General features: G+C 71.3%; 15 protein-coding genes, 1 tRNA gene and 1 pseudogene. 3 read left to right on the top strand and 14 right to left on the bottom strand.

All coding sequences use genetic code 11. The features are described from left to right. Positions 1-40: 40 nt before the first annotated feature. The 5 genes from OGH68_RS12725 to OGH68_RS12705 all read right to left on the bottom strand — a co-directional run bounded on the left by OGH68_RS12725 (position 41) and on the right by OGH68_RS12705 (position 3,234). Positions 41-211, bottom strand: coding sequence for a hypothetical protein (locus tag OGH68_RS12725; RefSeq protein WP_264243545.1), 171 nt, complete (start codon positions 209-211; stop codon positions 41-43). Between the two features lie 118 nt (positions 212-329). After that, positions 330-402: transfer RNA gene (locus tag OGH68_RS12720), tRNA-His, on the bottom strand. A gap of 96 nt (positions 403-498) precedes the next feature. Then, on the bottom strand, positions 499-1,101 hold the full coding sequence (gene orn / locus OGH68_RS12715; RefSeq protein ID WP_264243544.1) for an oligoribonuclease: 603 nt from the start codon (positions 1,099-1,101) through the stop codon (positions 499-501). A 141-nt stretch (positions 1,102-1,242) separates the two neighbouring features. After that, positions 1,243-2,445 (bottom strand): helix-turn-helix domain-containing protein, encoded by a 1,203-nt coding sequence (locus tag OGH68_RS12710; RefSeq protein ID WP_264243542.1) that lies wholly within the window; start codon positions 2,443-2,445, stop codon positions 1,243-1,245. 390 nt (positions 2,446-2,835) lie between these two features. After that, positions 2,836-3,234 carry a hypothetical protein gene (locus tag OGH68_RS12705; protein WP_319020201.1) on the bottom strand — a complete coding sequence of 133 codons (399 nt, stop codon included), beginning with the start codon at positions 3,232-3,234 and terminating at the stop codon, positions 2,836-2,838. 297 nt (positions 3,235-3,531) lie between these two features. Here OGH68_RS12705 and OGH68_RS12700 point away from each other — a divergent pair, with 297 nt between their 5' ends. After that, positions 3,532-4,053, top strand: a complete 522-nt coding sequence (locus OGH68_RS12700) for a universal stress protein (RefSeq protein WP_159691796.1) — start codon at positions 3,532-3,534, stop codon at positions 4,051-4,053. 180 nt (positions 4,054-4,233) lie between these two features. Then, positions 4,234-4,809 (top strand): acetate uptake transporter, encoded by a 576-nt coding sequence (locus OGH68_RS12695; RefSeq protein ID WP_264243539.1) that lies wholly within the window; start codon positions 4,234-4,236, stop codon positions 4,807-4,809. A gap of 317 nt (positions 4,810-5,126) precedes the next feature. On the opposite strand, the gene glmS is transcribed toward OGH68_RS12695, so the two are convergent. The 3 genes from glmS to OGH68_RS12680 form a co-directional block, all read right to left on the bottom strand. Then, positions 5,127-6,944: a glutamine--fructose-6-phosphate transaminase (isomerizing) gene (glmS, locus tag OGH68_RS12690; RefSeq protein ID WP_264243536.1), complete on the bottom strand. Its 1,818-nt coding sequence runs from the start codon at positions 6,942-6,944 to the stop codon at positions 5,127-5,129. Between the two features lie 52 nt (positions 6,945-6,996). Next, entirely contained in the window at positions 6,997-7,263 is a 267-nt protein-coding gene (locus OGH68_RS12685; protein WP_264243534.1) for a hypothetical protein, read from the bottom strand. An 88-nt stretch (positions 7,264-7,351) separates the two neighbouring features. Further along, entirely contained in the window at positions 7,352-8,248 is an 897-nt protein-coding gene (locus OGH68_RS12680) for a DUF4429 domain-containing protein (protein ID WP_264243532.1), read from the bottom strand. Between the two features lie 128 nt (positions 8,249-8,376). Between OGH68_RS12680 and OGH68_RS12675 the strand changes: the two genes are divergently transcribed. After that, positions 8,377-9,987, top strand: a complete 1,611-nt coding sequence (locus tag OGH68_RS12675) for a beta-N-acetylhexosaminidase (protein ID WP_264243531.1) — start codon at positions 8,377-8,379, stop codon at positions 9,985-9,987. A 135-nt stretch (positions 9,988-10,122) separates the two neighbouring features. Here OGH68_RS12675 and OGH68_RS12670 read toward each other — a convergent pair. From OGH68_RS12670 to OGH68_RS12645, 6 genes and pseudogenes are all read right to left on the bottom strand, one after another. Beyond that, a pseudogene (locus OGH68_RS12670) lies at positions 10,123-10,985 on the bottom strand (siderophore-interacting protein). 3 nt (positions 10,986-10,988) lie between these two features. Next, a complete protein-coding gene (locus OGH68_RS12665; protein WP_264250052.1) occupies positions 10,989-12,023 on the bottom strand; it encodes an ABC transporter substrate-binding protein in 1,035 nt (344 codons plus the stop codon). 177 nt (positions 12,024-12,200) lie between these two features. Then, positions 12,201-13,361: an acyl-CoA dehydrogenase family protein gene (locus tag OGH68_RS12660; protein WP_264243530.1), complete on the bottom strand. Its 1,161-nt coding sequence runs from the start codon at positions 13,359-13,361 to the stop codon at positions 12,201-12,203. A gap of 6 nt (positions 13,362-13,367) precedes the next feature. Beyond that, entirely contained in the window at positions 13,368-14,312 is a 945-nt protein-coding gene (locus OGH68_RS12655) for a hydroxymethylglutaryl-CoA lyase (RefSeq protein WP_264243527.1), read from the bottom strand. Next, entirely contained in the window at positions 14,309-16,315 is a 2,007-nt protein-coding gene (locus OGH68_RS12650; protein ID WP_264250051.1) for an acetyl/propionyl/methylcrotonyl-CoA carboxylase subunit alpha, read from the bottom strand. The genes OGH68_RS12655 and OGH68_RS12650 overlap by 4 nt, the downstream gene beginning before the upstream one ends. A 20-nt stretch (positions 16,316-16,335) precedes the next feature. After that, positions 16,336-17,952 carry a carboxyl transferase domain-containing protein gene (locus tag OGH68_RS12645; RefSeq protein ID WP_264243525.1) on the bottom strand — a complete coding sequence of 539 codons (1,617 nt, stop codon included), beginning with the start codon at positions 17,950-17,952 and terminating at the stop codon, positions 16,336-16,338. Positions 17,953-17,961: the final 9 nt, after the last annotated feature.

Here is a 17,961-nt window from a genome sequence, read left to right as displayed (position 1 = left end):
GTGGACGACGAGCAGCGGCTCCTGACGGCTCCGGGGCGTGCTACCCCGGTGACTGACCGCCGACATCGTTCGCGGGCTGCTCATGCGGGACGGTGTACTCGTGACCGCACTTGCCGCAGACGTATCGCTTCACGCCGTGCTCGGTGTCTCCCATGTTGGTGATGTCGTGCTGGATCCCGGTCCTGTGATCACAGTTGTCTTCGAGTGCCATGGGTTCACCTCCTGATCCCAGTGTCCCGGAGTTCCGGGGTGGCCGCCGATGCGGCCGCACAGGGAACGCAAAGAGGCCGCCTTCCTGCTCGGCGCAGGTCGACGGCCTCTTTCAAGAGGGTGAGTAACGGGACTCGAACCCGCGACATCCTGGACCACAACCAGGTGCTCTACCAGCTGAGCTATACCCACCACGACCGGTCGCTTTCCCGACCGGCCGAGAAAAAGTGTACAGGGTCCGAGAGGGTGCTCGCGCCCGCGTTTTCCGGCGGGCACCGAGCCGGGGTGCTACTGCGCGGGCAGCACGTATTTCGCCGCGATGCCCTTCGCCGTCTCGGAGTCCGGTCCGGGCTGCGGGACGAAGACCGCCTCGCGGTAGTAGCGGAGTTCCGCGATGGACTCGCGGATGTCGGCCAGTGCCCGGTGGTTGCCGCTCTTCTGCGGGCTGTTGAAGTACGCCCGCGGGTACCAGCGGCGGGCCAGCTCCTTGACCGAGGAGACGTCGACGATCCGGTAGTGGAGGTAGCCCTCCAGCGTGGGCATGTCGCGCAGCAGGAAGCCGCGGTCGGTGCCGACCGAGTTGCCGCACAGCGGGGCCTTGCCGGGCTCCTTGACGTGCTCGCGGACGTAGGCGAGGACCTGCTCCTCGGCGTCCGCGAGGGTCGTGCCGCCCGCCAGGACGTCGAGGAGGCCGGAGGCGGTGTGCATCTGGCGCACCACTTCGGGCATCGTCTCGAGCGCCGCGTCCGGCGGGCGGATCACGATGTCCACGCCTTCGCCGAGTACGTTCAGTTCCGAGTCGGTGACCAGCGCGGCCACCTCGATGAGTGCGTCGTCCGTCAGCGAGAGCCCGGTCATCTCGCAGTCGATCCACACCATGCGATCGTTCATGCGCCCTACCTTACGGGGGTGTCGGTGCCGCGTTTCCTGCCTCGGGCTGCCCCGGCCGTGAAGGCCCCCGGCCCGGCCGGGACGCCGCCGCTGTGCGGGACGTCCCGGCCGGGCCGGGGTGGTGCTGCGTGACGGCGCGGTCTACGGTGCGCTGCGCGGTCCGGGCAGGCTCGGGCGGCCGTGTCCTGCGGCATACGCCTCAGGGACCGGTTTGCCCAGCTCGGCGGCGGCCGCGGCGATCGCGGCGGCCCCGGCCGGCGCCCGTCTGACTCCCGGGCCCGACTGCGCGGGCACCACGGCCTCCACCAGCGCCGTCCGGTCCGGATCGCCCTGCGGGCGGCGGGCCCGGTACGCGGCCCGGTAGGCGGCCGGGGAAGACCCCAGCTGCCGCCGGAAATGGCCGCGCAGTGCCACGGGGGAGCGGAAGCCGCATCGGCCGGCGACCTCGTCGACCGAGTAGTCGGAGGTCTCGAGCAGCCGCTGTGCCTGCAGCACCCGCTGGGTGATCAGCCACTGCAGCGGGGCCGAGCCGGTCAGCGAACGGAACCGCCGGTCGAAGGTGCGCCTGCTCATGTACGCACGCGCGGCCAGCGTCTCCACGTCGAACTGCTCGTGGAGGTGTTCCAGTGCCCAGGACACGACCTCGGCCAGCGGGTCCGAGCCGATTTCCTCCGGTAAAGACCTGTCCAGATAGCGCTCCTGACCGCCGCTGCGCCTGGGCGGGACGACGAGCCTGCGGGCGAGCGCCCCGGCTGCCTCCGTGCCGTGGTCGGTGCGCACGATGTGCAGGCAGAGGTCGATTCCGGCCGCCGTGCCCGCGGATGTGAGCACATCCCCGTCGTCGACGAACAGCTCCCGCGGATCCACGTGCACCGACGGATAGCGCTTCGCCAGGGTCGGGGCGTACATCCAGTGGGTCGTGGCGGGGCGGCCGTCGAGCAGGCCGGCCGCGGCCAGGACGAACGCCCCGGTGCACAGGCCGACGATACGGGCCCCTTCCTCGTGTGCCCGGCGCAGCGCATCGAGCGCCTCGGGCGGTGGCGGCGAGGTGATCGAGCGCCAGGCGGGCACCACGACGGTGCCGGCCCTGCTGATCGCCTCGAGGCCGTACGGTGTGGTCAGTTCCAGACCGCCGGTGGTCCGCAGCGGTCCGTCCTCGCCCCCGCACACCAGCAGGCGGTAGCGGGGAACTCCGGCGTCCTGACGGTCAATTCCGAACACCGAGAGCGGGATGGAACTTTCGAATATAGGGCCGCCGCTGAACAGCAGCACGGCGACGACTTCCCGTCGCCGGCGCCCGGACAGCTTCCGTGCCGTCTCCGATGCGGCGGAGTCCTGACTCATGACGCTAAACCCCCCTCGAAGTGCGCGTCTCCCCGTTCGTTTCGGGCCTTTCGCTCCTGCACGTTTCCCCTCGGTTCTGCACGAGTCCCCCGGCCTTCGATACTCATGATCGAATCTACTGCGTCCCGTGGCGCCGGTGTGACACGTTCGGGATGCCCTGCTATGTCGACATGGCAACTTGGCGCGATGCATTCGATCACGAAGCGTTTCACTCAGGGGGGCCCGCAGGGAAGTGCGCCTCACGGGCATGGCCCGTCCCCGTAGGGTGCGGACGCCGCCCTCGGCCCTTTCCTCCCTGGTGGCAAGGGGGTTCGCAGGCCATTTCGGCAAGGTTTGGGCTGTGCGGTGAAGTTGGCTGAAAACATGCGATGGCCCGCGCGCGAAAACCGTTCAGCCGCCCGGAGTGCGCCTCGATCCGTGCCGTGCGCCGCGGCGCGCCCTCGGGACGGTACCGGAGTCACGGCTTCCGGTGGGTGGCGTGTCCACCGCGGCGCGGCACCGCGCCGCGGTCCGCTCGGAGTGCCGCAGCAGGACCCGGCAGGCCGCGGTCACCGCCGCGAGGCCGAGGGCGGCGGCGGCCGCGCCGCCGACGGACGTCCCGTACACGACGAGCACGACGGGGACCAGCAGACAGCTGAATGCTCCCCAGCGGACGATCTCGCCCGTCGGGTCGGACGGCCGGCACGAGGGCGGCCGCGAGGGACCCCGTCGCGAGGAGGGCGGCCGCGAGGGTGAGGGGCCGGTGGCGCGGCGGGGAGAGCGGGCGGGTCCGGACGGTCGTGCGGGCACGTGGGTCTCCTGGTGGCGGCGGGTGGCCCGTGGCCAACGAGGGCCGCGGTCATCCGGTCACCGCACGGCGCGCAGACGGCTGTAGTGGCCAAGCGGCATTGCGATCCCGGGCCCGCTCGGGCATGCTCCCTGGAACGTCGCGCATGGGGGCCGCAGGCCCTGGGCAGGAGAGGAGTGTCGCCGTACCCTTGGGGTATGGGGTTGGGAAGATGATTCCCGGACACGGCTCCGCCGCCCCAGCCGACGCAGCTCCCTCAGTCGATCCCTCCGAAGAGGACCTCCTTCGCCGAGACACCGATGGCCGGTCACGAAATTCCCGAACCCGCGGACCGCAAGCAGGTAGCCGATCCCCTGTCGGACCTGCGGGCGGCGGAAGAAGCACGCCATTCCTGCGATCCCGCCTTCCGGCACGGAGTCGTCGTGGGTTTCGACGGATCCACCTCCAGTGAGCGGGCGCTCGCCTACGCCATCGGAATGGCGCGGCGGACCGGGTCCGGGCTGATCATCGTCCATGTCGCCAACCGGCTGCCCACCACCGTCTGGGCCGGCTGCGAGCCGCCCGTCTTCGTGGATGTGCCGGACCACCGCACCGAGGTCCTCGGCCTGGAGCTGGCCTGCGCGGACTACCTCACCGAGGTGCCCTGGATCCTGGTCGAGCGCGGCGGCGACATCTGTCATGAACTGGAAGAGGTCGGCCGTGAGTACTCGGCCGACGCGATCGTGGTCGGCTCCACGCACGGAATCGTCGGCCGGCTTTTCGGCTCGGTTGCGGGGCGGCTCGCTAAGCGCGCGCAGCGCCCGGTGGTCGTCATCCCGTAGTCCCGTACCCGGGCTGCCGCTGAGGCGGCGTCAATGTCCCCCTTCCTGTTCGGACTTCTCCGGCACCGCAGAAGCTACCCATCCGTAGCAGGTGGATTGTGCGCTTGTGAAGGGTACATAACGGTCCTGGGAACAGCGGCACTTGCAGCACAACTGCACAGGACAGGAAGGGAGCCCGCCGTGGACAACAACGTCTCTGCGGGAAGCGCTGGTTCTACTTCGACTCTCGGCCATCTCGCCCTCGGTCTGACCCTGTTGGCGTTCGGCGTCGGCAACACCGGCGTGATCGACAACGTGACGGCGGCGGACACGGCCGCGCTCGCCACCTGGGTCGGCGGAGTGGCGCTCTTCGTCGTCGGCCTGCTCGAGTTCCGTGCCGGCAACGGCGGTTCGGGCACGGCGTTCGCCGGACTCGGCGCGTTCTGGTTCACCTGGGGCACCGCCGTCGGCGCGGAGACCTCGGCCGAGGCGGCAGGGCTCTTCATGCTGCTGTGGGCGCTGCTCGCGCTGACCCTGACCGCCGCGGCCTCCGGCAGCGGCGTGCTGGGCCAGGGCGTGTACGGGCTGCTGACCCTCGCGCTGCTGCTGGGCGGCATCGCCGCTTTCGCGGGCAACGAGGGGCTCGCCAAGGCCGGCGGCTGGGTCGGCGCGGTGGCGGGCCTGGTGGCCTGGTACGGCGCGACGGCGGCGCTCGCCAAGTGGCCCACGTTCACCGGACGCGCTGCCGGCCGCCGGGGAGTGACGGCCACCGGCTGAGGTCGCGGGCCTCACGGCAGCAGAAGGGCCGGTGCTCCGGGCGGCACCGGCCGGGAAAGGGGAGCGCCCTCCGTCGCGCCGGTGGCGCGCACGGAGGGCGCTCTCCTTCTGCTTGAGGCTCGGTTCGCCTCCAGGGCGCTCTCTGCGTCTGTCGACGGTCGATCGTGCTCGGTCCTCCCCCAGACTTCGTCCGGGAGGTGCCCCCACGTTCCTCGGGACCTCCGCGCTCCCCCCGCCGTCGGCGGGAGGTGCCCCCACTCCCTTTCGACAGCCGCGCGCCCCTTCGGCTCACTCGCCACAGGGCGGGTGCGGCAGTGCTACTCGACGGTGACCGACTTCGCGAGGTTGCGCGGCTTGTCGATGTCCCGGCCGAGCGACAGCGCGGTGTGGTAGGCGAGCAGCTGGAGCGGGATGCCCATCAGGATCGGGTCCAGCTCGTCCTCGTTCTTCGGCACCACGATGGTGTGGTCCGCCTTCTCCTGCTCGCGGTGGGCGACCGCGAGGATCCGGCCGCTGCGTGCCTTGATCTCCTCCAGCGCCGCCCGGTTCTTCTCCAGCAGCTCGTCGTCCGGCACGATCGCGACGGTCGGCAGCGCGGGCTCGATCAGTGCGAGCGGGCCGTGCTTGAGCTCGGAGGCCGGATAGGCCTCCGCGTGGATGTAGGAGATCTCCTTGAGCTTCAGGGACGCCTCGAGGGCCACCGGATAGCCGCGCACCCGGCCGATGAACATCATCGACTTGGCGTCCGCGTACTGCTCGGCGAGCTTCTTGATCTCGCCCTCCGACTCGAGGATCTCGCTGATCTGGGCCGGCAGCCTGCGCAGACCGTCGATGATCCGCCGGCCCTCGGAGACCGACAGGTCGCGGATGCGGCCCAGGTGCAGGGCGATCAGCGCGAAGGCGACCACCGTGTTGGTGAAGCACTTGGTGGAGACGACGCAGACCTCCGGGCCGGCGTGGACGTACGTGCCGCCGTCCGCCTCACGGGCGATCGCCGAGCCGACGACGTTCACGACGCCGAGCACCCGGCCGCCCTTGCGCTTCAGCTCCTGGACGGCCGCGAGCACGTCGTACGTCTCGCCGGACTGGGAGACGGCGATGTAGAGGGTGTCGGGGTCCACGACCGGGTTGCGGTAGCGGAACTCGGAGGCCGGCTCCGCGTCGGCGGGGATACGGGCGAGGGACTCGATGAGCCCGGCGCCGATCAGGCCCGCGTGGTACGAGGTGCCGCAGCCGAGGATCTTCACACGGCGGATGGAGCGGGCCTCGCGCGCGTCCAGGTTCAGGCCGCCCAGGTGCACGGTGTTGAACCGGTCGTCGATCCGGCCGCGCAGCACGCGGTCGACCGCGTCGGGCTGCTCGGAGATCTCCTTGTGCATGTACGTGTCGTGGCCGCCCATGTCGTACGACTCGGCCTCCCACTCCACGGTGGTCGGGGTGGCCGTCGTCGTCGAGCCCTCGGTGGTGTACGTACGGAAGTCGTCGGCCTTCAGGGTGGCCATCTCGCCGTCGTCGAGGGTGACGACCTGGCGGGTGTGGGCGACGAGGGCGGCGACGTCGGAGGCGACGAACATCTCCTTCTCGCCGATGCCGAGGACGACCGGGGAGCCGTTGCGGGCCACCACGATGCGGTCGGGGAAGGCGGCGTGCATGACGGCGATGCCGTACGTGCCGTCGATCAGCTTCAGCGCCTGGCGGACCTTCTCCTCGAGGGTCTCGGCCTGGGCACGCGCGATCAGGTGGGTGAGCACCTCGGTGTCGGTCTCGGAGGCGAAGACGACCCCGTCGGCCTCGAGCTTGGCGCGCAGCTCGGCGGCGTTGTCGATGATGCCGTTGTGGACGACGGCGACCTGGTTGTCGGGCGACAGGTGGGGGTGGGCGTTCTCGTCGCTCGGGACGCCGTGGGTGGCCCAGCGGGTGTGCGCGATGCCGGTGGTGCCGGCGAAGCGCTTGGGGACGCGGGCCTCGAGGTCGCGGACGCGGCCCTTGGCCTTGACCATTTTCAGCCCGGCCGACCTGGGGCTGTTGATCACCACACCCGCGGAGTCGTAACCCCGGTACTCCAGCCGCTGCAGGCCCTCCAGCAGCAGCGGAGCCACATCACGCCTGCCGATGTATCCGACGATTCCGCACATACGGTTTCTGCCCCTCCATAGATCAGATGTGTGCCCGGCCCTGACGGGCTGCTCAGCCGTAGACGATGCGGCGCAGCTGGCGGAGCGAGAGCTCCGGCGGCGCCACGGCGCGGTGCGGGAGTTCGGCCGCGATCCGCTCGAAGATCGCGGAGTTCACGGCGCCGCCGGACTGCAGTTCGCGGTGGCGGCGGCGGACGAACTCCTCGGTCGTCTCGTCGAAGTACGCCAGTACGTCGAGGATCACCCGGGCGGCTTCACCGCGCTGGAGCGCGGTGCTGCGCACCAGGTGGTCGATGAGGTCGTCGTGCGACGTGCGCACTGACTGGCGAGGTTCGAGCACCCGTAGATATTGGAGGGTGGACGCTCCCGTCTGCAAGAATCCTGCCCGATTCCGGGCAGGAGATAGCTCACATTCGTTTGAGGACGGCCTGTTTCGCGGTGCTGAACTCGTCCTCGGTCAGTATCCCGGCCTGATGAAGCTCGCCCAGTTCGCGCAGCCTGCGCAGCAGCACGTCGTGATCGTCCGCCCCGGTCGAGCCGTCCGGCCCGGCAGTCCCACGCGTCTGTGCCGACGGCGCCGGTGCGGACTGCGCCGTACCGGCCGCGTAAGGGTGCGGCAGGCGTGCGACGACCGCCGCCGCGAGCAGGGCCATGAGGGGGTCCTTGCGGAAGCCCCACAGCTCCACCGCGTGCGGATCGTGCTTGGGCGGGGTCCTGACCGGTTCCGGTGTCGTCCGGAACCGCAGATAGCCGTTCTCCAGTCCGGCGGCGGGCAGCCACTCCACCGCGCGCACGTCGTCGAGCGCCAGCGTGCGCGGGCCGCCCGCCTGCTTCGACTCCTCCGTCTTCCAGTTCCACTCCAGGCGGATCCGCTCGCCGTCGAACGTGGCCGTCCCGTCCCCGGCGCCGACCGTGATCGGCAGCGGCGGCCCCGGCAGTACGTAGCCGTCCAGCGGGCCCGACTCCACCTGCTCCAGCAGCAGCGCGTGGCGCACCTCGTCGACGAAGTACTCGGCGACACCGGTGCGCCCCGGCTCCACGCTCAGCCGGTACGGGTCCCAGGCGTCCTCCAGCCTGCCGGCGGTGATCTGGAGCAGCGGGTCCGCGCCGTCACGCAGCCGCAGTCGCAGACGGCCCGCCTTCTTGCCGGGTTCGAACGAGATGCCGGCCAACGCCCCGAGCGGTACCGCGACTTCCCCCAGGGTCCGGCGCAGCGGGCTCACGCTCTTGTCACTGCCCGGGACGATGCGCACCGTGTCCCCGTCGAACGTCCAGGTCCCGTCCTTCTGGATGATTTCCACCATGAGGGGATTCTTTCACCGGAGGAACGAGCAAGTGGTCTACACCTTGACCGCAGTTGAGGCGCACGGTACGCATGGTGACAGTCTGGTTGCTCTGCGCACAGACGACATCCGTCGAAGGGACCCAGCCTGTGAGTCAGCCCCGACCGATTCCCCGACTGCTCGGTTCACTCCTGCTCGTCACGGCGGCCGCCCTCTCCGGCTCCGTCCCGGCGGCCGCCGCCTCCGGCGCGGAACACGCCCCCACCGTCCGGCCGCTCGGCCAGGTCGTCCCCGCACCCGCCTCCGTCAGCCCCGCCGGCGCGCCCTTCACCCTGACCGCCGGGGCCCGCATCCGGACCGACGCCTCGCCCGAGGCGCGGGCCGTCGGTGAGCGCCTCGCGGAGGTGCTGCGCCCGTCGACCGGCTACGCCCTGCCGGTCACCACACAGCCCGCGGCCCGTTCCGTCCGGCTCCGGCTTGCGGCGGACGAGAGCGCCCTGGGCGAGGAGGGCTACCGCCTGCGGTCCGCGCCCGAGGGCGTCACCATCACCGCCCACCGTCCGGCCGGGCTCTTCCGCGGTGTGCAGACACTGCGTCAGCTGCTGCCCGCCGCCGTCGAGTCGGACACCCGGCAGAGCGGTCCCTGGCAGGTCGCGGGCGGCACCATCACGGACAGCCCGCGCTACGCCCACCGCGGCGCGATGCTGGACGTCTCACGGCACTTCCTCACCGTCGACCAGGTCAAGCGCTACATCGACCACGTGGCGCTCTACAAGATCAACAAACTGCATCTCCATCTCTCCGACGACCAGGGCTGGCGCATCGCCGTCGACTCGTGGCCGCGGCTGGCCACGTACGGCGGCTCCACCCAGGTGGGCGGCGGCCCCGGCGGCCACTACACCAAGGCCGACTACAAGGAGATCGTCCGCTACGCCTCCTCCCGCCACCTGGAGGTCGTGCCGGAGATCGACATGCCCGGCCACACCAACGCCGCCCTCGCCTCGTACGCCGAGCTCAACTGCGACGGCGTCGCCCCGCCCCTGTACACCGGCACGGCCGTCGGCTTCAGCTCGCTGTGCGTGCGGAAGGAGATCACGTACGACTTCGTGGACGACGTGATCCGCGAGCTGGCGGCGCTCACACCCGGCCGGTACATCCACATCGGCGGCGACGAGGCGCACTCCACCAGCCACGCGGACTACGTGGCGTTCATGAACAAGGTGCAGCCGATCGTCGCCAAGTACGGCAAGACCGTCATCGGCTGGCACCAGTTGACCGGGGCGAGCCCGCAGCAGGGCGCACTGGCCCAGTACTGGGGCCTCGACGGCACCGGCCAGGCGGAGAAGGAGCAGGTGGCGGAGGCGGCCAGGAACGGCACCGGGCTGATCCTCTCGCCGGCCGACCGGGTCTACCTCGACATGAAGTACAACAAGGAGACCAAGCTGGGCCTCTCCTGGGCCGGTTACGTCGAGGTGCGGCGGTCCTACGACTGGGACCCGGGGACCTATCTGCCGGGCGCGCCCGCGAGCGCCGTCAAGGGCGTCGAGGCGCCGCTGTGGACGGAGACCATCTCGAGCGACGCGCACATCGACCAGATGGCGTTCCCGCGGCTGCCCGGTGTCGCCGAGCTCGGGTGGTCGCCGGCGTCCACGCACGACTGGGACACCTACAAGGTGCGGCTCGCTGCACAGGGGCCGCGGCTGTCGGCGCTCGGGATCGACTACTACCGCTCGCCGCAGGTGCCGTGGCCGGCGCAGTGACCCAGGAACCGGTGCCCGGCGGGAGGGACCGTATCCCGCCGGGCACCGGCCGTTCCGGGCGGCGAGCCGCGCGATCGGGTGCCGCACGGTGCTGATCGCAACCACCCGCCGGCCGGGGCGGTTCGGGCGGACGTACTACTGCTCGGTCTCCTCCGGCGGCGCCTCGCGCAGGCCGTCCTCGCTCAGGCCGCGCTTCCAGTAGCCGACGAACGTGACCCGCCGGCGGTCGAACCCGCGGTCGTTCACCAGATGGCGCCGCAGCGCCTTGACGCTCCCCGACTCCCCAGCGATCCACGCGTACGGGACGCCCCCGGGCAGTTCGGCGGCGGCGACGGCTTCCACGGCCGGCGGAGCGTTCTCCTCGCGGACGAGCCAGGTGACGTCGGCGTCCGCGTCGGTCTTCAGCGGCAGCCGGTCACCGGCGTGCGGCACCTCGATCCAGACCCTGGCCTTCCGGCCGGCCGGCAGCCACTCCAGGATCGCCGCCGCGGCGGGCAGTGCCGTCTCGTCCGACCAGATCAGCACCCAGTCGGTGTCCTCGGGCGGGCGGCAGCGCACGCCGGTGTTGTCGGCGACGGCCGGTCCGAGCACCGTCACGCGGTGCCCCGGCTCCGCGGACAGCGCCCAGCGGCAGGCCGGGCCGCCGTCGTCGTGGAGGCGAAGTCGATGTCCACCTCGCCCGCGTCGGCGCGGTGTTCGCGCACCGTGTACGAGCGCATCACCGCCCGCTCGTCCTCGGGGAGCGCCCGGTGGGCGCCGAGCACCGCGTGGAGATCACCCGCGTCGACGGGGACGACGGGCGCGTCCTGGCCCGGGTGCGGCAGGAACAGGGAGAGAGACTGGTCGCGGCCGCCGGCCGTGAAGTCCCGCAGGCCGTCGCCGTCCTCGGTGGCTGTGGCGGTGAAGGTGACCCGGACGAGCGACGGGCCGAGCCGCCTCGTCCGCGCCACCTGGAGGCCGAAGAAGCGGAACGGGGCGAGCTCGGCCGCGGTCGTCATCGTTCAGGAGACCTTCTTCGCGCTCTCGAGGGCCTTGGCGAGGTCCTCGAGGATCGGCGCGCACTTGCCGTACGAGTAGATCGGCTCGGTGACGCGCGGGACGACCTGGCCGGCCTTCACGGCGGGCAGTTGGGCCCACGTGGGCTTGGCCTTGAGGGTGTCGGGCTGGAGGGTGCCGGTGCGGTTGTCGAGGATGATGACGTCCGCATCGTACTTGGCGGCGTTCTCCCAGCTGAGCTCCTCGAAGAAGCCCTGGGCGTTCGGCTCGGGCTCGACGAACTTCACGCCGAGTTCCTGGAAGTACAGCGTGTCCGCCGACATCTTCGGGACGGAGACGTAGAAGAGGTCCTGGCTGCCGGAGCCGATGAGGACCTTCAGGTTCGGCTTGGTCTTGGCCACCTGGCGCAGCCGCTCCGCGGCCTTCTCGAACCGCGCCTTGGCGTCCGTGACCTTCTTGGCCTTCATGTCGGCGCCCAGGGACTCGGCGAGGTCCGCCCGGCGCTGGAGAGCGCCCGGCATGTTGATCCGGGCGGCCCACAGGGCGACGCTCGGGGCCAGCTTCAGGATCTTGTCCCTGGACTGGTCCGGCACGTACCAGAGGGCGTCCTTCTCCCACATGTCCGTCACCAGCAGCTCCGGCGCGAGCGCCGCGTACTTCTCGATGCTGAACTCGCCCCAGACGTTGCCCAGGATCTCGAGCTCGGTGACGTCCATGTCGCCGGCCTGGACGTCGGCCTTGCCGTCGGCGGTTCTGGTCGGGCCGAACACGCCGGTGACCTGGATGCCGTAGTCGAACAGCGCGGCGGCGGTGCCGGTGAAGGCGACGATGTTCTTCGGGGTGGACTTCGCCTCGGCCGTCAGACCGCGGTCGTCCTTGAAGGACCAGGGGCCGGACTTGGGAGCCGCCTTGCCGGAGGTGCCCCTGGTGTCGTCCTTGCTCTCCTGGCCGCACGCGGCGAGTGCCACGCCGAGCCCGAGGGCGCCGCCTGCGGAGAGCAGGCCGCGTCGGGTGAGGTGAGATGCTCGGGCGTTGGGCATGGTGGTGTCCGCTTTCATGCGTGCCGCATAGGCCACTGGCAGGTTGAAGGTAGGTTAGCCTAACCTCATAAGGTGTCCAGAGGGGGTGCCGGTCGAACGGCCGGACGCCGCGTCACCCCGCGCACGCGACGGCGCGCGGCCCCCGTGCCGGGATGCCGCGCGCCGCTCGGTGCCTGATCAGCCGGTGAGTCCCAACTCCCGTGCGATCAGCATCCGCTGGACCTCGCTCGTGCCCTCGCCGATCTCCAGGATCTTGGAGTCGCGCCACATGCGGGCCACCGGGTACTCGTTCATGAAGCCGTAGCCGCCGTGGATCTGGGTCGCTTCACGGGCGTTGTCCACCGCGACGGTCGACGAGTACAGCTTGGCGACGGCCGCCTCCTTCTTGAACGGCTCGCCACGCACCAGCCGCGACGCCGCGTCACGCCAGCCGACGCGCGCCATGTGCGCCTTCATCTCCATGTCCGCGATCTTGAACTGGATCGCCTGGTTCGCCCCGATCGGCCTGCCGAACGCATGCCGCTCCCCGGCGTACTTCACGGACTCGTCCACACAGCCCTGTGCCAGACCCGTCGCCAGCGCCGATATGGCGATGCGGCCCTCGTCCAGGATCCGCAGGAACTGCGCGTACCCCCGGCCCTCCTCGCCCAGCAGGTTGGCGGCCGGGACGCGGACGTCGGCGAACGACAGCTCACGCGTGTCGGAGGCGTTCCACCCGACCTTGGAGTAGGGGGCGGCGACCGTGAAACCCGGCGTGCCCGAGGGGACGATGATGGCGGAGATCTCCGGCCGTCCGTCCGCCTTGCGGCCCGTGACCGCGGTGACCGTCACCAGACCGGTGATGTCGGTGCCCGAGTTGGTGATGAAGCACTTGGAGCCGTTGATGACCCACTCGTCGCCGTCCCGCACGGCGGTCGTCTTCGTGCCGCCCGCGTCGGAGCCGCAGTCGGGCTCGGTCAGGCCGAAGGCGCCGAGGAGCTCGCCCGAGCAGAGCCGGGGCAGCCACTGCTGCTTCTGCTCCTCGGTGCCGAACAGATGGATCGGCATCGCGCCGAGCGAGACGCCCGCCTCCAGGGTGATGGCCACGGACGAGTCGACCCGGGCCAGTTCCTCCAGGGCGATGCCGAGGGCGAGGTAGTCGCCGCCCATGCCGCCGTACTCCTCGGGGAACGGCAGGCCGAACAGACCCATCCTGCCCATCTCGCGGACGATCTCGTAAGGGAACTCGTGCCGCTCGTAAAAGTCGCCGATCTTCGGGGCGACCACGTCGTGCGCGAACTGCTCGACCGTACGGCGGAGTTCCTCGTGTTCGGCGGAGAGCCGGTGGTCAAGGGACATCAGGAGTCACTCCTTGTGGGAGAGGGCACGGACGGTACGGGAGGGGCTGGGGCGGCCCAGTTGTTCGGCCATCCACACGCTTGTGGCGGTGAGCCGGCCGAGATCGACCCCGGTTTCGACGCCGAGGCCGTGAAGCATCCACACGAGGTCCTCGGTGGCCAGGTTTCCGGTCGCGCTCTTCGCGTACGGGCAGCCGCCGAGGCCGCCCGCCGAGGCGTCGACGACACTCACGCCGTGCTGGAGCGCGGCGAGCGTGTTGGCGAGGGCCTGGCCGTAGGTGTCGTGGAAGTGCACGGCGAGCCGGTCGCTCGGCACCCCGGCCTCGTTCAGTGCGGTGAGCAGGGCGGCCACATGGCCGGGGGTGGCGACGCCGATCGTGTCGCCCAGACTCAGTTCGTCGCACCCGAGGTCGGCGAGGCGCCGGGTCACCCGGACCACCTGCTCGACGGGGACCGGCCCCTCCCACGGGTCGCCGAAGCACATGCTGAGGTAGCCGCGCACCCGCAGGCCGTGTTCGACGGCCCGGGTCACCACCGGCTCGAACATGGCGAGCGCCTCGTCGACCGTGCGGTTGAGGTTGGCCCTGGCGAACGACTCCGTGGCGCTGGCGAACACGGCCACCTCGCGGGCACCGAGGCCCAGCGCCCGGTCCAGACCCCGGTCGTTGGGGACCAGGACGGGCAGCCGTACGCCGGCCAGGCCGCTGACGAGAGGGAACAGCTTCTCGGCGTCGGCCAGCTGCGGCACCCACTTGGGGTGGACGAAGCTGGTCGCCTCGACGGTGGTCAGCCCGGCGCCGGCGAGGCGCCGGATGAAATCGGCCTTGACCTCGGTGGGCACCGTCGACTTCTCGTTCTGCAGGCCGTCGCGGGGGCCGACCTCGTGGATGCGCACACGGGCGGGCAGGCCCGCGGCGCGGACGGCCATGGGCAGTTCTTCCGTGCCGGTCATCCCCGGGCCTCCTCGTCGGTCCCGCCGGGAGTGCCGGCCGTGCCGGTCGCACCGGTTTCGCCGGGCCCTCCGGTCTCGTCGGGGGCGACCACGGCGAGCACCTGATCCATGGCGACGGTCGAGCCGGCGGTGACGTCGAGCTCGGTGACCGTCCCGGCGTGCGGTGCGGAGATGACGTGCTCCATCTTCATCGCCTCGACCACGAGCAGACTCTGCCCGGCCGCCACCACGTCGCCGACGGCGACCTTGACGACCGTGACAGTGCCGGGCATCGGAGCGGCCAGGGTGTCCACGCCGGAGCGCGCGGCCCCGCTGAGCGACGCCTCGACCGGGTCGTGGTCCATCACGTGCCAGGAGTCGCCGTCCCGGCCGAGCCAGTCACCCGCGCGGTGGAAGGCGTGGGTGACGCCGTGCATCTCCACCAGGACCGTGTGCTCCTCGACGCGAGGAGCCGCCTGCCGGCCGACGGAGTGGATGACGGGTTCGGCTCCCGGCACGCGCAACGGGAAGGCGAGCGGTGCCGGCTGTCCGCCCATCCGCCAGCCGCTGGGCACCGAGAACGGGTCGGTCCAGCCGTCCGCGCCGGGCGCGAGGGCCTGGGCCCGGACCGCGGCCGCCGCCTCGTACACCTCCTCCGGGACGCCGTCCGGCACGAGGGTGTCGGCCTCTCGCTCCACCAGGCCGGTGTCCATCTCGCCGGACACCACGGCCGGATGGGCAAGCAGACGGCGCAGGAAGCCGGCGTTCGTCGGGACGCCGAGCGTGACCGTGCCCGCGAGGGCGGCGCGCAGTTTGCGCAGGGCGGTCGGGCGGTCGGGACCGTACGCGATGACCTTCGAGAGCATCGGGTCGTACAGGCTGCCGACCTCCGAGCCCTCGGTGAGACCGGAGTCGGTGCGCACGCCGTCGCCCTGCGGCTCCTGGAGCCGCAGCACCGTACCGCCCGAGGGCAGGAAACCGCGGGAGGGGTCCTCGGCGCAGACACGGGCCTCGACCGCGTGCCCCGTGAGGGTGATGTCGTCCTGGGTGAAGGCCAGCGGCTCACCGGCCGCGACCCGCAGCTGCCACTCCACCAGGTCGAGGCCCGTGACGAGCTCGGTCACCGGGTGCTCGACCTGGAGACGGGTGTTCATCTCCATGAAGTAGTACTGCGAGGGGTCGGTGCCCGGAACGATGAACTCCACCGTGCCCGCGCCCCGGTAGCCGCAGGAGCGGGCCGCCTGCACGGCCGCCTCGCCCATCGCGGCGCGCGTCGCCTCGTCGAGCAGGACGGACGGCGCCTCCTCGATGATCTTCTGGTGGCGGCGCTGGAGCGAGCACTCGCGCTCGCCGAGGTGGACCACATTGCCGTGGCCGTCGGCCAGCACCTGGATCTCGATGTGCCGGGGGCGGTCGATCCAGCGCTCGACCAGCAGCGTGTCGTCGCCGAAGGACGCGCGGGCCTCGCGGCGGGCGGCCGCGATCTCGTCCATCAGCGCGGACTCGACACGGGTGAGACGCATGCCCTTGCCGCCGCCGCCCGCCGAGGGCTTGAGCAGCACCGGCATACCGATCTCCCGGGCCGCGGCGGCCAGTTCGTCGTCGCTCAGACCGCTGCCGGAGGAGCCCGGCACGACCGGCACACCGGCAGCCTTGACGGTCTCCTTGGCGCGGATCTTGTCGCCCATGAGGGAGATCGCGGAGGCGGGCGGGCCGATGAAGACCAGGCCGGCCTCCGTGCAGGTCTGCGCGAAGCCCGCGTTCTCCGCGAGGAAGCCGTAGCCCGGGTGGACGGCCTGGGCGCCGGTGCGGGTCGCGGCGTCCAGCAGCCGGTCGATCGAGAGATAGCTCTCGGCGGCCGGTGCCGGGCCGATACGGACGGCCGTGTCCGCCTCGCGCACATGGCGGGCGTCGGCGTCCGCGTCGCTGAAGACGGCCACGGAGCGGACGCCGAGCGACCGCAGGGTGCGGATGACCCGTACGGCGATCTCGCCCCTGTTGGCCACCAGAACGGTGTCGAACATCGTCATCGTCTTGAGGTCCCTCACATCCGGAAGACGCCGAAGCCGGCGTCCCCCAACGGGGCGTTGGCACACGCGGTCAGAGCGAGCCCCAGCACCTGCCGGGTCTCCATTGGGTCGATCACGCCGTCGTCCCACAGGCGGGCCGTCGCGTAGTAGGCGTTGCCCTGCTGTTCGTACTGGGCGCGGATCGGGTCCTTGAAGGACTCCTCCTCCTCGGCGGACCACTGCTCGCCGCGGCCCTCCAGCTGGTCCCGCTTGACGGTGGCCAGCACGGAGGCCGCCTGCTCGCCGCCCATGACCGAGATCTTGGCGTTGGGCCACATCCACAGGAAGCGGGGGCCGTACGCCCGGCCGCACATCGAGTAGTTGCCCGCGCCGTACGAACCGCCGACGACCACCGTCAGCTTGGGCACACGCGTGCAGGCCACCGCGGTGACCATCTTCGCGCCGTGCTTGGCGATGCCGCCCGCCTCGTAGTCCTTGCCGACCATGAAGCCCGAGATGTTCTGCAGGAAGAGCAGCGGGATGCCGCGCTGGTCGCACAGCTCGATGAAGTGCGCGCCCTTCTGGGCGGACTCGGCGAACAGGATGCCGTTGTTGGCGACGATGCCGACCGGGTGGCCGTGGATGCGGGCGAAGCCGGTGACCAGCGTCTGCCCGTACTCGGACTTGAACTCCTGGAAGCGGGAGCCGTCCGCGATCCGGGCGATGACCTCCCGGACGTCGTACGGCGTGCGGGAGTCGACGGGCACCGCGCCGTACAGCCCGGCCGGGTCGACCTTGGGCTCCTCGGCGGGCTCGACCGTCCAGGGCAGCGGTCCGCGCCCGGGGAGCGTCGCGACGATGTTCCGCACGATACGGAGGGCGTGCGCGTCGTCCTCCGCGAGGTGGTCCGTGACGCCCGACACGCGGGAGTGGACCTCGCCGCCGCCGAGCTCCTCCGCGGTGACGACCTCGCCCGTCGCGGCCTTCACCAGCGGCGGGCCGCCGAGGAAGATCGTGCCCTGGTTGCGCACGATCACGGCCTCGTCGCTCATCGCCGGGACGTACGCCCCGCCCGCCGTGCACGAGCCGAGGACCGCCGCGATCTGCGGGATGCCCGCGCCGGACATCCGGGCCTGGTTGTAGAAGATCCGCCCGAAGTGGTCGCGGTCGGGGAAGACCTCGTCCTGCATCGGCAGGAACGCGCCGCCCGAGTCGACCAGATAGACGCACGGCAGCCGGTTCTCCAGCGCCACCTCCTGCGCCCGCAGGTGCTTCTTCACCGTCATCGGGTAGTACGTGCCGCCCTTGACGGTCGCGTCGTTCGCCACGACCACGACCTCTCGGCCGCTGACCCGCCCGATTCCGGCGATGACCCCGGCGGCCGGGGCCTGGCCCCCGTACATCCCCTCGGCCGCGAGGGGTGCCAGCTCCAGGAAGGGTGAGCCGGGGTCGAGCAGGGTGTCCACCCTGTCCCTCGGCAGGAGCTTCCCGCGCGCCGTGTGCCGGGCCCGTGCCTTGTCGCCGCCGCCGAGTCGCGCCGCCGCGAGGCGGGAGCGCAGGCCGTCGGCCAGCTCCTGGTGCGCCGCCTCATTGGCCTGCCAGGCCTCGGACGCCGGGTCCGCGGCGCTCGTCAGCACTGGTGCCTGCTGCATCGATCGAGC

The organism is Streptomyces peucetius (genome assembly GCF_025854275.1).
Taxonomy (GTDB): domain Bacteria; phylum Actinomycetota; class Actinomycetes; order Streptomycetales; family Streptomycetaceae; genus Streptomyces; species Streptomyces peucetius_A.
The sequence above is the reverse complement of the archived record's forward strand: the minus strand, read 5'-3'. Positions and strand labels throughout refer to the sequence as shown.

Bases quoted from the DNA above. Each gene is read 5' to 3' on its own strand.
- OGH68_RS12710 (WP_264243542.1), bottom strand. From the start codon at position 2,445: ATGAGTCAGGACTCCGCCGCATCGGAGACGGCACGGAAGCTGTCCGGG.
- orn (WP_264243544.1), bottom strand. From the start codon at position 1,101: ATGAACGATCGCATGGTGTGGATCGACTGCGAGATGACCGGGCTCTCG.
- glmS (WP_264243536.1), bottom strand. From the start codon at position 6,944: ATGTGCGGAATCGTCGGATACATCGGCAGGCGTGATGTGGCTCCGCTG.
- OGH68_RS12725 (WP_264243545.1), bottom strand. From the start codon at position 211: ATGGCACTCGAAGACAACTGTGATCACAGGACCGGGATCCAGCACGAC.
- OGH68_RS12700 (WP_159691796.1), top strand. From the start codon at position 3,532: ATGGCCGGTCACGAAATTCCCGAACCCGCGGACCGCAAGCAGGTAGCC.
- OGH68_RS12665 (WP_264250052.1), bottom strand. From the start codon at position 12,023: ATGCCCAACGCCCGAGCATCTCACCTCACCCGACGCGGCCTGCTCTCC.
- OGH68_RS12655 (WP_264243527.1), bottom strand. From the start codon at position 14,312: ATGACCGGCACGGAAGAACTGCCCATGGCCGTCCGCGCCGCGGGCCTG.
- OGH68_RS12680 (WP_264243532.1), bottom strand. From the start codon at position 8,248: ATGGTGGAAATCATCCAGAAGGACGGGACCTGGACGTTCGACGGGGAC.
- OGH68_RS12660 (WP_264243530.1), bottom strand. From the start codon at position 13,361: ATGTCCCTTGACCACCGGCTCTCCGCCGAACACGAGGAACTCCGCCGT.
- OGH68_RS12645 (WP_264243525.1), bottom strand. From the start codon at position 17,952: ATGCAGCAGGCACCAGTGCTGACGAGCGCCGCGGACCCGGCGTCCGAG.
- OGH68_RS12650 (WP_264250051.1), bottom strand. From the start codon at position 16,315: ATGTTCGACACCGTTCTGGTGGCCAACAGGGGCGAGATCGCCGTACGG.